This window comes from Chryseobacillus diguaensis (genome assembly GCF_049220665.1).
Taxonomy (GTDB): domain Bacteria; phylum Bacillota; class Bacilli; order Bacillales; family Bacillaceae; genus Metabacillus_B.
The window spans coordinates 95,775-109,152 of sequence record NZ_JBMKNV010000007.1 but is presented as its reverse complement, the minus strand read 5'-3'; the positions used below and the strand labels follow the sequence as shown (position 1 = coordinate 109,152).

Genomic DNA, 13,378 nt, shown 5'->3' with positions numbered 1-13,378 from the left:
GCTTTAGCGGGCTTACCTTAGAGCCTCCTCGTCGCTTTGCTCTTGCGGGGTCTCCCTTGACACAGCAGGAGTCTCAGCACCCGCTCCAATCAACAAGGTGTAAAAATCAACCTTGAGCTTTAACTGAGCCAAACAGAAAGGAGGAAAATCGTTTATGGGAAAAGACCGCCAGGAAAAAAAGCTGCGCGAAAAGAAACAGGTTGAGTCTGACAGAGATCAATCTATAACTAATAAAGGGGCTACTGCACTGGAAGGTGCAGAGGAAGCCAGAGAACGCAATAAGTAATTCAGGAATGCTGCCCTTTTCTACACGCAATAAAAAAGCATCGGCTGAAAAAGCCGATGCTTTATTCGTTCTTATTAAAAAAGGCTGTTTTCGCAGAGATTGTTGTTTTTCGTACATGCTTTTATCACGCATTTAGACTAGCATCGGGGCATCTTTTCTTAAAGTTTTTTTCATAATATAGGGTCATGAGCAACAAAGTTTAAGAAAGGCTGTTTTCGCAAAGATTGTTGCTATTCGTATAGTCTTAGAACACGCATAAAGATTAGCTTCGTGGCATCTTTTCTTAAAATTCGCTAGTGTATCCTTGCTCTATAATCACTTAAATGGATGAAAAAACAACAAAGTTTAAGAAAAGAGCCTTAAGAAAAGAGCCTTAAAATATGATCACATTAAGGATCTCCTGATTATTTTCCTGCGGCTGTATGTGTGAGAATCAATCCCTCTTGCCGACAGCCAGTGGTATGTCTCCCCTGATATGACAAGTGGTGTTTGCTGCAGTTCCTCGATGGTTTTAGCTCCTAAAGCAGCCATGATTATTTTTAGCTCATTTTTAAGAATGGATAATTCTTCTGTTAACCTGGTTATCCCTTCATTCATCAGGATTCCAAGCATAAATCCAGCCATCCCTGCCGCCGAAGCACCAAGGGCGATGGCTTTTGCAGCGTCAAGAGATGTTTGAATTCCGCCAGAGCCAATAATGGAAATCGTTTTTGTTCCATAAACCGCTTCACCTATGGAAGCCGCTGTTTTGATTCCCCAATTATTAAAGGCCGTTAAACTCCGTTCCCTCCGCATATTTTCAATCCTTGAGAAATTAGTTCCTCCATATCCGCCCACATCAATCGCTGCTGCACCAGTCTTCTCAAGCAGCATAGCCGTATCAGAACTCATTCCAAAGCCAACTTCTTTTACAATAACAGGAACATTGACTTTTTGAACAATGGTCTCAATCCGTTCTAGCGCGCCTTTAAAGCTTCTATCCCCTTCAGGCATCACCAATTCCTGTACTGCATTTAAATGAATCTGCAGGGCATCAGCTTCCAGCATTTCGACAGCTGCCAGAGCCTGGTCAGCTTTTGCTTCACTTCCTAAATTGGCAATGACGATTCCTTTCGGATTGACTTTCCTCACAATCTCGTAAGAAGACCTTTCAGAAGGATCTTTTATAGCGGCCATTTGCGAGCCGACAGCCATGCAGACTCCGCTTTCCGCTGCTGCTCTTGCCAGTCCTTCGTTAATAATTCGGGTTTCTTCACCGCCGCCGCCTGTCATCGCATTAATAAAAATAGGCGAACTTAAGAAAAGTTCGCCTATTTTTGTATCAAGTTTTATTTGTTCTACGGATAGATCAGGCAGGCTGTTGTGAACAAACGTAATATCGCCAAAACCATTTTCGCGGCTTTGGCCGGTCTCAATTGCATGTTCAATATGATCCATTTTACGTTTTGCTCTGCTCACCAACATCACCAGACTATTTTAATTTTTTTAATTGATCGCCAATCAAATCACCAAGCTGGAAGCCTGAAGACTCTTCTTTCGGCTGATAGTTTTTGTATTCATTCTCAGCAGCTTTCGGTGTTTCCTGAAGCTCGCGGATGCTGAGTGAAATTCTTTGTTCTGCTTCATTTACATCCAATACTTTTACTTTAACCGTTTGGCCCTCTTCCAATTCTTCATGAGGGGTACCAATGTGCTTGTTTGAAATTTGGGAGATATGCACCAGACCTTCCACACCTGGAAGGATTTCTACGAAAGCACCAAAGCTTACAAGACGTTTAACGGACCCTTCCATCACATCTCCTGATTTTACTTTGTCAGAAATGCTTGCCCAAGGCCCAGGCAATGTTTCTTTAATAGATAAGGAAATTCGTTCATTATCACGATCTACGGAAAGAACCTTTACTTGCACTTTTTGGCCTTCTTGGACGACATCAGAAGGTTTATCGACATGAGTATGGGAAAGCTGGGAAATATGGACAAGCCCGTCAATTCCCCCGATATCGACAAATGCCCCAAAGTCAGTTAAACGCTGCACAGTTCCTTCTAGAACTTCACCAGCTTGAATGGAATCAAGAAGTTCTTGTTTTTTGTCTGTTTGTTCTTTTTCAACCACGGCACGGTGGGATAAAATGACCCGATTTTTCTCTCTATCCAATTCAACGACCATTAAGGAAAGAGTCTTTCCTTTATAATCAGAAAAATCTTCTACAAAATGAGTTTCTACTAAAGATGCAGGAATAAATCCGCGGACACCAAGATCAACAACCAATCCGCCTTTTACAACATCTTTAACTTCTGATTCAAATACTTCCTTGGATTCGAATTTCCCCTCTAATTCATCCCATGCTTTATCAGCATCAACAGCGCGTTTTGAGAGAATAAGAGCTTCTTCCTCCACTTTTTGAACCTTCAGTTCAAGCTCATCATTTTCTTTGACTGAATCAGAAGCCTTTTCAATGTGCAGGCTTGAAAGCTCACTGATAGGGATAATGCCGGTATGCTTGCAATTATCTATTTCGACAATTACTTGCTTTTCTTCTACTTTGGTTACAATGCCTTTTACGACGTCCCCTACCTCTGGTGTCATTACTTCAACATCATTCATTTCTTCTGCCATTCCATTTACCTCCTTGGTCAAAACAAACACGACTTTGTAATATGTAATCCATTTAATGAAGAAATGCTAAACACTCTCTTTTTACTAACTTCTAATAAATGCTACTTTTTGTCAAGTGTTAAGTCGTCCAGACGGATTTTTTCATATCAAGGCAGTAAGAGGGTCCTTTTCCCTGCACTCTCTCCATCTATAAGTCTAATTACCCTGCATGAGAGCCTTTAATAATTACAAGATTCTCATTTTTGTTATAGGGTTATATGCACCAGCTTTCTGTTATATAGAGGGGCTCTAAACAATTTTAACTTGTAATGGAGGCATTAGGCATTTTTCGAGCTCTTTTAGAATGCAGATGTTTTGTCAACCCTTTACATTGAGACTTTCGACCCCTTTGAAAGAATTCTTGCCTTTCAATATTTTATAGAAAAGGCAAAAAACGAACGAAGGGCTTAAGTTTTTCCCTATTTTAGGGTTATATCCAAAAATCTCTATTCAGTTTGTTTTTCATGAATGAGCTCTTTAATTTTTTCTGCAACTTCCTCAATCGTTAAAGAAGTTGTGTTGATTTCGACTGCATCCTCGGCTTTCCTTAATGGAGAAACTTCTCTTTCTGAATCAAGCTTATCTCTTCGGGCAATTTCCTCCATAAGCTGCTCAATATTTGACTCATATCCTTTTGACAAGTTTTCCTCGTGACGTCTTTTGCTCCGTTCTTCAACAGAAGCCAAAAGAAAAATTTTAATGTCAGCGTCAGGCAGGACATGTGTCCCGATATCCCTTCCATCCATTACGACTCCTCCATCAGCAGCCATTTCCCTTTGGCGTTTCACCATTTCCTGCCTAATTAATGAATGCATCGAAACGATTGATACCTGATTGGAAACAGCGCTTGTCCGGATCGCCTCTGTTACATTCTCTTCATTTATATACACGCTTTGGACAGCTCCAGGTACAAGCTTAATATTTAAACGGGATAGCAGCTGGACAAGCTTTTCTTCACTCTCAAGATCTATTCCTTCATGTATCGCTTTATATGTAAGAGATCTGTACATCGCACCAGTATCAATGTAGATATATGACATATCTTCTGCAATAATTTTTGCTACCGTACTTTTGCCTGCCGCTGCAGGGCCATCGATTGCAATAGATAATTTTTTCTTCAAACGTATCTCTCCTTTTCCAAGCACTCCCGCACAAATAAAGAGACGAAGGTTTTCTGCCACTCGTTTCAGGAGAGCGGAGCAAACCTGAAAACGAATCTGCTTGTGAACCTGCGTCTTCAAATAGACTTTTTAAAAGGCTGTTTTCCGTAAAAGCCCTTATACCGCATTCAGCCTAGCTTCGGGGCATCTTTTCATAAAGAATTTTGCCTTATCGATGGTTTGTTAAACAATAGGGTCATGAGCAATAAAGTTTAAGAAAAGAGCCTTAAAAAATTCTACCAAATACTGCAGCTTTTTGCTGCACTCATTTATTTTTAAACTTATCGTTCTGTCAGTCAAGAGTTCTTAGAAAGTTAAATGCATTATTTTTAAATGGCATTTTATTGTTTAAACGTCTCAAGCCATTCTGATATAGTCAGCTTATTTACACCTTCGTAACGGATGACTTTTGATATATAGGGCTGGACAGAGGCAGTCTGAATCAGTATTTGAGAAATAAGAAGAATGGCAAGCTGAAAGAAAACCACTTTTATTAATATGTTTTCCAGTCGTTTCAATATAATCAACTCCGCATACTTGCTTTTTATTAGAATAAGTATGCGGTGTTTCCCAGCTTTTTATTCGGAGTAGATTCCTTTTTTTCTCATAAGTATTTGCTGATCAAAGCAGAATCTCATAATTGTCTGGCGGTTTAGCTCTGAAATCTCCACAAATTCAAGGATTGCTTTCTTTTTCAGGTTGCTTTCTTCTAAAATCCGAATCGTCCTAGCCTGAATTTTAATGTATTTTGAAGGAACATTTTGAAAGGGCAATGCAAGCCAAACCATTAATTCATGATTTTGATCCATACCTGTATTTTCTGGAATCAGAATGGCAGTTCCTCCAGCGCTGATATCGATCGTAAGCGCAGTAAATGGTTCGAATTCATTATTGAGAGGATGTATTGCAGCATTAACCCCAGTCTCAATGCGAATATATTCTCTTCTCTGAATTTTTTCAACTTTATCTTTAGATGGGTTTGTAAGAAGCATCATTGGTATCTTTTCCTTGCGCTTCCCCCTTACCTGAGTTGTAAAATGATAAGCATTCTGGTCTTTGCCCACAAAGGTTGCCGCAAGCTTCGTTTCATTGATCATAAATGCCGTCTTGCCGTTTTTTGCATTAATAGGATAATCAATATAGATGTATTCCTCATCCATTTCAACCACTTTGCATTTATAGCTTTCCAGCGTTTCTTCCCTGGATTCCAAAATTAGAACATCCCCGATGTTAAGCATTAAATCACTCTTTCCTATTATTAAGCCATTTCCATTTTTAAATAATGCTGTTTTCGCAAAGATTGTTGCTATTCGTATAGTCTTAGAACACGCATAGTGATTCGCTTCGTGGCATCTTTTCTTAAAATTCGCAAGTGTATCCTTGCTCTATAATCACTTAAATGGATGAAAAAACAACAGTGTTTAAGAAAAGAGCCTTAAAAAAAATCAGCAATAGTTTTTGTATAGGTCTTTTTATCCATTTGTCATACATAGATAAGAAAAAGGTTCTTAATACCCATTAAAACAATTACTCCCTTTATTATTTAAACATGGAATATAAAAAAGGAAAAGTATATACTTTTCCTTTTCAAAAAACGATTTAAATCTCCTGATAAATCGGTTCCGCATTTTTTAATTTCTCTATTTTTTCTTCTATACCATTTTTCGCGTTGATAAACATCCTGAATGTATCGTCATCAATTGTGCCAAAAAACTCATAGCAAAGCACTTCGTTGCCGAGGTCATTGGTTATAATCGCAAGTCTGCTTTCCTGAATTTCAACCTTAGGGTTAACCTTTTTCCGGGCTTGTTCCATTGTGATTGCCGGTTTTGGAATATTTCTCAGCTTATGAGAGGTTAAAAAATCTTTTGCTGAGAAACCGATAATTTGGCCATCATCGAGCGCTACTTTAACCCTGAGTGTATCAGGGTATATTCGTACATTTCTTTCAGTCGGCACATAGGAAAAGACACCAATGTTATCATATTGCGCGCTCTCGTCCAAAACCATATCGCTAAAGCTGTTTTTCTTTAGAAACTTAATCGCATTATTGGAGGCATCATTCAAACTGATGTGAGCATCTTTTACCTTTCTGTTTTGGATCAGCCAAATTGGATAACCCCCTTTTTGGGTGATGTCCATATATGTGTCTGTTTTATGTTTTTTGTCATACATGGAAACACTGTAAAATTGATTGACAGATCCCTTACCGCTTTTCTGAACCTTAATATTGGTCACGTCAACTTGAGCAAATTTCTTCGCCTGCTGCTTCGCTTGCTCTTTTGTGATCTGTTCTCCATTTAGCTGCTTAAAATTTTTGTTCTTGCTTTTCATTGATGTAAAACTTGGACCAAAGTCTGTTTCAGAATAGGAATTCACATTATTCTCAACAGCTTTAAATCCATCAATGATCGTGTTGTCATCCTGTTTTTTGCCAGAGGCAAGTGCCATTTCCACATCCATCCAGCGCAGATTTTTTGTAATGACTTTGTGCTGAACATCTCTCAGCTCACCTTGAATGTCGTCTGATTTTGCATATAGATTTTGAAGGTTGCTGTATTCTTCTTTAGACAAAGGTTTTTTAGACAAATCCCTTACAGCTGTCCGGTAGCTGAAATCTCCAATATTGGCTAGAAACTCTTCTGTTTTATTAAAAGGCAGCAATGTAAGCGGAAGCTGGCCTACATCATTATGTGCTTCTGATGTAATTCTCCATACCTCTGCAAGCGCAGGTGACAGCGATTCCCTTGAATTCATCGCAAGCGTAGAACCGATTTTGTCATGAAGATGATTCATCTGGAATGTCAAATTGTGAAATGCCCTTTGATAATTATTTTCTGCATGAATCAGGACTGCATTTTTCTCCTGATGCTCCTTGTATCCCCAATAGGAAGTTCCAATGACGGCAACTGCCAATATACCAATCAAGATTCCTCGAAACATGTTTGATCACCCCTTTTATTCGCAAAATATGTGTTTGCCAATTTGTTTAATTTGCGGTCTTCCCCAGATCCAGCCGCTAGTGGCAGTATCCGGGTTAAAATAGTACAAAGCATTTTCAGTAGGATCCCATCCATTTATGGCATCAATGACAGCCTTTTTCGCCTGCTGATTTGGTGTCAGCCAAATTTGGCCGTCCGCTACAGCAGTAAAAGCTCCAGGTTCAAAAATGACGCCTGAAACGGTGTCAGGAAATTTAGGACTTGCAATACGGTTGAGTATGACTGAGGCAACTGCTACCTGCCCTATATAAGGCTCGCCTCGGGATTCGCCATAAACAGCATTTGCCATAAGTTTAATATCATTTTGGGAAAACCCTGCAGGCATATTGACGGATGTATTCCCTTGTGCCTTTTTCTTCTTCGATTGTTTAGCTTGAGATTTAGTGTTTTGCGGTGCAGATTTTGAAGGGCCTGGTTTAGCTGAATACTCTTTTTTAAGCCTCTGCCCATAAGCCTGTGCTCTCATTTTTGATCTGAATTGCTTGGAAGGGCTCATTTGGTCCTTTAAAGGGACTCCGCCATAGTGAGTAAAATCCCTTCCTTTTAAAATCTGTGTATAAACAAATTTATCGTAGAATTTGGAGTGATCAACCAGTTTTCTTTTGGTTTCATATCCTACAAGTCCATCACGTTCTTTAAGTTTGAATTGATTCTGAAATTTTCTGACTGCCCAGTAAGTACTCCATCCATATACACCGTCGATTTTCCCGTTATAATACCCGATATATTGAAGCCTTGCCTGAAGCTCAATTACATCATCTCCCGTTGTTCCTCTTTGCATAATTTGCGGGGTAAAGGCGCTGGCTTTTCCATCTGGAAAAGTAAGTAATAGCATTGAGAAAGTGAGGGCGATAATCCAGAGCACTTTCCTGGCACTTCGCAAAGTTTCCATCTTGCTGCCTCCTACATTGGATGAATTTTGTTAAAAGTATTTTTTGTAGAGAATGGTATTTTATTCATCAGGAACAAATCTTAGTAGTTGAGGAACGGATTTATTTTGCAAGGAACTTCATAAAAAAACAAAAGCTTTTGTTATTTTTTCCTAACTGGCTAAACGCTCTTTATAAGCACTGAAATGAAAAAAACTGTCCTTTTAAAGGACAGCCTGAATTTATACCTGATTTGCCATTCTCGCTTTTTTCACTTTTTGCATGGCGAACCACCAAAGAAAAATCATAAAGGGCAGCATCACATACTGCCAATTAACATAAGCGCTTAAAATGTAATCATAGGAGCCATGCAGAAAAAACGGGACTAGAAAAGAGAGGCTCAAATAGCGGTATTTTAAATTTGAGAAAGAAAACTTCCCTTTGCCTATATAATACCCCATAATGACCCCAAAAAGTGCATGACTGGATACGGGAAGCAAGGCTCTCCCAAAAGCATATCCCAAGCCATTCGAAAAAAGGTAGAAAATGTTTTCAAGAGTGGCAAATCCCAGCGAAACAGAGGCCCCATATACAATTCCATCATAATGCTCATCAAAATGAGTGTGCTGATAAATGGTGATCATTAAAATGAACCATTTCACAAATTCCTCCAAAAATCCATTTGCCAAAAAGTTATTCATGACAGAACTTGTTAAAATCTTTTCACTATTAAGCACATATTGTATGAACATGATGGGAAAAACGATAAGCATGCCGAATATAAATGACCTGATCACCATATATAACGGCTCTCGATCGAGCTGGTCTTTCAGATAAAAATAGCATAATAACGCAAGACCAGGAGCTATTCCTGCTGTAATAACCGCAAACATATGCTCATTAGCCTCTCTTCTTCCTTCAATCGTATTTGTATGACAGCTATAAAAACTTCGGGCTTGCCGGAAAGGAATTTATTTCAAGAATTCTCTTTTAATATCCTTAGCATCAGCTGCAAGCATCACACCAAGTTTAATTCTTGCCTTTTTACTGTCATAATCACTGCCGAGAATGACTCCTTTTTCAGCAAGATCATAGGCACTGCCTTTATAATCATACGTAGGATATACAGCCCCTTCTTCAGAAGCAGTCGTGATCACAATTTTCATATTATCAGCCAGAGATTTTTCAATTTCATCCATCATTTCGGGAGCAACCTGCCCTCTCCCTACGCCTTCAAGAACGAGACCTTCTGCTTTGCTCTCCCTGGAGGCTTTAATAAATTTACCGTTTGCTCCGATATAGCATTTGACTATATCCACTTCAGGTATAGCTCTCTTTAAGACAAAATGGTTTCTCTTAATTGGCTTTTGGAAAATATGCACTTGATCGTTATCAATAATTCCCAGGTAGCCAAATCCAAATACATTAAATCCCTGTATGTTAGAGGCATGCTCTTTTTTCACATATTTGGCCGGAAATATACGCTCATTAAAAACGACTACTGTACCCGCACCTTTCAGATCTTCAGAACAGGCGGAATAGATGGCATGTCTGATATTAATAAAAGAATCACTGCCGAGTTCATTTGGCGAACGCTGGGAACCTGTTATCACAACTGGCCTTTCATCTGATATGGTTAAATCAAGAAAGTAAGCTGTCTCTTCCAGCGTATCAGTTCCATGTGTCACTACAACACCTGTGATAGAAGGATCTTTAAAATATTCTTCTATCTTTTCCTTTGCAGCCACTAAGTCCTCAAAGGTTATATGTATACTTGCTTTTTGAAAAATAGAATCGACAATAATATCAATTTCCTCTGGCAGATTGCACATAGATGCAAGTTCTTCACCCGTAATCGCACCAGATGCAAGCTTGCCTGAACTTGTATTCGGTTTACTCGCAATTGTTCCGCCTGTAGTCAGCAACACGACTTTTTCCAAAATTGCACCCGCTTTCTATTCATCAGTTTCCTTCATATCATAACAAATATCCAGAGATGAAATAATATTATTTTACCTATTACATGGTAAAAAAATAGATCCTCTCCAAAAGGGTGTTGGAGAGGATCATGACGTTCAGAAATCAGCCTCTTTTTTCCTGAATATTCCTCGCGATGAGTTCTCCATGGAAACGGCCGTTTTCAATAAAGATTTCATTTGCATTATTTCCGGCTGCAATGACACCTGCAATATAGAGCCCTTCCATGTTTGTTTCCATCGTATCTGGATTGAAAACAGGCCTTCCTGAAAGCTCATCAATTTGAATGCCCATCTTCCGAAGAAACTGCTGATCTGGATGGTAGCCCGTCATGGCAAATACAAAATCATTTTCAATGTTTTTTTCATCGCCATCCTGACTGATATAGGTGACAGATTTTTCGGAAATACTCGTTACTGTTGCTCCGAACTCCATTTTAATCGTCCCGTTTCTGACCAGTGCATCAAACTCCGGCAGAATCCATGGCTTTACACTCGGTGAATAAACCCTGCCTCTGTAAATAACCGTGACATGGGCACCTGACTTAACGAGTTCAAGGGCCGCATCGACGCTTGAGTTCTTCCCGCCGATGACAAGCACTTTCTGATCAAAATAAGGATGACCTTCCTTAAAATAGTGAAAAACCTTAGGAAGCTCTTCGCCTGGTATGCACATGTAGTTTGGCTGTTCATAATAACCAGTAGCGATCACTACAGAAGAAGCCAAATATTCCTCTTTAGAAGTAACCACTTTATACTGCCCTGATTCTGCCTCTTTTGAAACTTCCTTAACCAATTCAAAAGGATTGACTCTGACTTTTTTCCTGCTTACAACTTCCCTATAGTAAGCAAGTGCCTGATTTCTAACAGGTTTCCGATTTTCCGTTATAAAAGCTACTCCTCCAATCTCAAGCTTTTCACTTGAGCTGAAAAATGTCTGGTGAGTAGGATATTGATAAATGGCGTTCACTATATTCCCCTTCTCGATCACCAGAGGATTTATACCAATTTCCTGCAGAGAAATAGCTGCTGCTAACCCGCAGGGACCACCGCCAATAATAATAACTTCTTCCTTTTTCATATGTTCACTCCGTTCTTGAACAGTACCATGCAGTTCAAATAAAAATCTCCTATCTAATGATAGGAGATTTTTATACCTCTTGCAAATATCAGAATTAGATCCAGCCTCTGAACCTTGAAGCCTCAGCCATTTTGCGGACCCCAACCATATAAGCTGACAATCTCATGTCAACTCTGCGATTTTGAGCTGTTTCATAAATATTGTTAAATGATTTGACCATCACTTTTTCTAGTTTTTCTTCCACTTCTTCTTCTGTCCAGTAGTAGCCCTGGTTGTTTTGCACCCATTCAAAATAGGATACAGTTACTCCTCCTGCACTTGCCAGCACATCAGGAACAAGCAGGATGCCTCTGTCAGTCAGAATTTGAGTTGCTTCAATTGTTGTCGGTCCATTAGCTGCTTCTACTACGATTTGTGCGCGGATATTGTGGGCATTTTCTTCTGTAATTTGATTTTCGATTGCGGCAGGAACCAAAATATCACATTCCAGCTCTAAAAGTTCTTTATTCGTTATTGTGTCGTTAAATAATTTCGTTACTGTCCCAAAGCTGTCACGGCGATCCAGAAGATAATCGATATCAAGACCTTCCGGATCGTATAATCCGCCATAAGCATCTGATATACCGACTACCTTAGCGCCTGCCTCATGCATAAATTTAGATAGAAAACTTCCTGCATTCCCGAAGCCTTGAACAACAACTCTTGCTCCTTTTAAGGAAATGCCTTTCTTTTTGGCTGCTTCGTGGATACAAATGGTTACCCCTTTGGCTGTGGCAGATTCTCTTCCATGAGAACCTCCAAGCACTAATGGCTTTCCTGTAATAAAACCAGGAGAATTAAATTCATCAATACGGGAATATTCATCCATCATCCAAGCCATGATTTGAGAGTTTGTAAATACATCTGGTGCAGGGATATCTTTTGTTGGGCCAACAATTTGACTGATTGCCCTTACATAGCCTCTGCTTAAGCGTTCTAATTCACGAAAAGACATATCTCTTGGATCACAAACGATGCCGCCTTTTCCTCCTCCATATGGAAGATCAACAATTCCGCATTTAAGACTCATCCAAATCGAAAGCGCTTTAACTTCTTTTTCTGTAACATTGGGGTGGAATCGTATTCCGCCTTTGGTCGGTCCAACAGCATCGTTATGCTGTGCACGGTAGCCAGTGAAAATTTTCACCGAACCATCATCCATACGGACAGGAATTTTCACGGTCATTAAGCGTAAAGGTTCTTTAAGTAATTCATACACTTCTTCAGGATATCCCAATTTTTCGAGGGCTTTATGTATCACCGTTTGCGTCGATTTCAGCACATCGTGCTTTTCGATATTATTTTCGGTGTTTTTTTCGGCTACCATAAGTAAACCTCCTAGTATCAGTCAAAGTTAGAGTCATGCCCACCATTCATGACATAGTATACACCTTCCAATGTTTTCTGCAAAGATAAAAAGCGAGTGTTTTAATTGAATTTTTAGGCCATTTCTATAAGCGATTGCACCCGCTGTTTTGTTTCTGCAGATTTTACTGATTATACAGGGTCTTACAGCATATATTTATAGAAAAATTCGAATTTTCCCTATTTTTCATTCTCTATTAACAGCGCCTTTTCAATAACCTCAGAGATCATGGTTAACTCTGTGCAAAAAAGAAAACGCCCCAAGAAAAAAGACGTTTAAGTTAAAAAATATTTTTTTATGCTCGCAATGGCATTTTCTTTAAAAATTTCTTTGCCATATTCCTGCAGCCTGTGAATCGTATAGGTTGTAGAGCTTCCATATTCCGCAAGTATAGCGATCAGCGTTTCAACAGACACTGGCTGGTGTTCATCCATCAGAAGATAGTAACGGTTTTCATAGGAATAGACCGTTCCTCCTCTAATACCTTGCTGATAAAGAGATCCTGAGAGCTGAATCAAGTCCTCAAAGCTTTGCACTTCATATATAATATCTATGCTTTCATCAAGCTTCACTTGCATTTCAATGTAATCATCGGAGTAATCATCATCTTCATCTTCCTGATCTCCGCTGTTTTTCGTAACAATGACCACCATGCCCTGAGCTTGGAGAGAATAGACTTCAACCGCTATTGGGCCATACGCCTCGAAGCCGAGCTCTTGACTGGCTTCATTCATCATATCTTTGAAAAGCTGATGTACTTTAAAGGAGTCCTTCCAAAGATCTTCTTTGGTTAATCCCCTGTCCATTAGATCATCAATTGTCAAGAAAATCTTGATTTTATTATAGTTCAAACGCTCCAGACGCATTCCGTTCCCTCCTGCCGTAAAAACAACTTACCTGTTTTTATAGTATGTTAATCAAGCAAGATGGTTCGCTTAATTTG

The 13,378-nt window shown here is 39.3% G+C and carries 13 protein-coding genes; 1 reads left to right on the top strand and 12 read right to left on the bottom strand.

Translation table 11 applies throughout. The features are described from left to right. The first annotated feature begins 154 nt into the window (after nt 1-154). Entirely contained in the window at nt 155-286 is a 132-nt protein-coding gene (locus ACOT8F_RS12770) for a YpzI family protein (protein WP_421652300.1), read from the top strand. Nucleotides 287-670: 384 nt separating this feature from the next. On the opposite strand, the gene fni is transcribed toward ACOT8F_RS12770, so the two are convergent. From fni to ACOT8F_RS12710, 12 genes are all read right to left on the bottom strand, one after another. Further along, nucleotides 671-1,750: a type 2 isopentenyl-diphosphate Delta-isomerase gene (gene fni, locus ACOT8F_RS12765; RefSeq protein ID WP_421652299.1), complete on the bottom strand. Its 1,080-nt coding sequence runs from the start codon at nt 1,748-1,750 to the stop codon at nt 671-673. A 7-nt stretch (nt 1,751-1,757) separates the two neighbouring features. Then, nucleotides 1,758-2,903, bottom strand: coding sequence for a 30S ribosomal protein S1 (gene rpsA / locus ACOT8F_RS12760; RefSeq protein WP_421652298.1), 1,146 nt, complete (start codon nt 2,901-2,903; stop codon nt 1,758-1,760). Between the two features lie 485 nt (nt 2,904-3,388). Continuing rightward, on the bottom strand, nt 3,389-4,063 hold the full coding sequence (gene cmk / locus ACOT8F_RS12755) for a (d)CMP kinase (RefSeq protein ID WP_421652297.1): 675 nt from the start codon (nt 4,061-4,063) through the stop codon (nt 3,389-3,391). A 380-nt stretch (nt 4,064-4,443) separates the two neighbouring features. Further along, nucleotides 4,444-4,620 (bottom strand): DUF5359 family protein, encoded by a 177-nt coding sequence (locus ACOT8F_RS12750; RefSeq protein ID WP_421652296.1) that lies wholly within the window; start codon nt 4,618-4,620, stop codon nt 4,444-4,446. Nucleotides 4,621-4,680: 60 nt separating this feature from the next. Continuing rightward, a complete protein-coding gene (locus tag ACOT8F_RS12745) occupies nt 4,681-5,340 on the bottom strand; it encodes a flagellar brake protein (RefSeq protein ID WP_421652295.1) in 660 nt (219 codons plus the stop codon). A 361-nt stretch (nt 5,341-5,701) separates the two neighbouring features. Beyond that, a complete protein-coding gene (gene ypeB, locus ACOT8F_RS12740) occupies nt 5,702-7,045 on the bottom strand; it encodes a germination protein YpeB (protein WP_421652294.1) in 1,344 nt (447 codons plus the stop codon). Between the two features lie 15 nt (nt 7,046-7,060). Continuing rightward, a complete protein-coding gene (gene sleB / locus ACOT8F_RS12735) occupies nt 7,061-7,987 on the bottom strand; it encodes a spore cortex-lytic enzyme (protein ID WP_421652413.1) in 927 nt (308 codons plus the stop codon). A 228-nt stretch (nt 7,988-8,215) separates the two neighbouring features. Next, nucleotides 8,216-8,866, bottom strand: a complete 651-nt coding sequence (prsW, locus tag ACOT8F_RS12730) for a glutamic-type intramembrane protease PrsW (protein ID WP_421652293.1) — start codon at nt 8,864-8,866, stop codon at nt 8,216-8,218. A 78-nt stretch (nt 8,867-8,944) separates the two neighbouring features. Then, nucleotides 8,945-9,913, bottom strand: coding sequence for an asparaginase (locus ACOT8F_RS12725; protein WP_421652292.1), 969 nt, complete (start codon nt 9,911-9,913; stop codon nt 8,945-8,947). A gap of 142 nt (nt 9,914-10,055) precedes the next feature. Continuing rightward, nucleotides 10,056-11,030, bottom strand: a complete 975-nt coding sequence (locus ACOT8F_RS12720; RefSeq protein ID WP_421652291.1) for a YpdA family putative bacillithiol disulfide reductase — start codon at nt 11,028-11,030, stop codon at nt 10,056-10,058. Between the two features lie 94 nt (nt 11,031-11,124). Continuing rightward, the gene (locus ACOT8F_RS12715) at nt 11,125-12,396 is read right to left on the bottom strand and encodes a Glu/Leu/Phe/Val family dehydrogenase (RefSeq protein ID WP_421652290.1); all 1,272 of its coding nucleotides are present in this window, start codon (nt 12,394-12,396) and stop codon (nt 11,125-11,127) included. A gap of 314 nt (nt 12,397-12,710) precedes the next feature. Beyond that, nucleotides 12,711-13,301: a genetic competence negative regulator gene (locus tag ACOT8F_RS12710; protein ID WP_421652289.1), complete on the bottom strand. Its 591-nt coding sequence runs from the start codon at nt 13,299-13,301 to the stop codon at nt 12,711-12,713. Nucleotides 13,302-13,378 lie beyond the last annotated feature (77 nt).

What these genes read in the sequence shown, in the direction of transcription:
- ACOT8F_RS12770 (WP_421652300.1), top strand. Translation starts at nt 155, where the DNA reads ATGGGAAAAGACCGCCAGGAAAAAAAGCTGCGCGAAAAGAAACAGGTT.
- fni (WP_421652299.1), bottom strand. Translation starts at nt 1,750, where the DNA reads ATGTTGGTGAGCAGAGCAAAACGTAAAATGGATCATATTGAACATGCA.
- rpsA (WP_421652298.1), bottom strand. Translation starts at nt 2,903, where the DNA reads ATGGCAGAAGAAATGAATGATGTTGAAGTAATGACACCAGAGGTAGGG.
- ACOT8F_RS12745 (WP_421652295.1), bottom strand. Translation starts at nt 5,340, where the DNA reads ATGCTTAACATCGGGGATGTTCTAATTTTGGAATCCAGGGAAGAAACG.
- ypeB (WP_421652294.1), bottom strand. Translation starts at nt 7,045, where the DNA reads ATGTTTCGAGGAATCTTGATTGGTATATTGGCAGTTGCCGTCATTGGA.
- prsW (WP_421652293.1), bottom strand. Translation starts at nt 8,866, where the DNA reads ATGTTTGCGGTTATTACAGCAGGAATAGCTCCTGGTCTTGCGTTATTA.
- ACOT8F_RS12720 (WP_421652291.1), bottom strand. Translation starts at nt 11,030, where the DNA reads ATGAAAAAGGAAGAAGTTATTATTATTGGCGGTGGTCCCTGCGGGTTA.
- ACOT8F_RS12715 (WP_421652290.1), bottom strand. Translation starts at nt 12,396, where the DNA reads ATGGTAGCCGAAAAAAACACCGAAAATAATATCGAAAAGCACGATGTG.
- ACOT8F_RS12710 (WP_421652289.1), bottom strand. Translation starts at nt 13,301, where the DNA reads ATGCGTCTGGAGCGTTTGAACTATAATAAAATCAAGATTTTCTTGACA.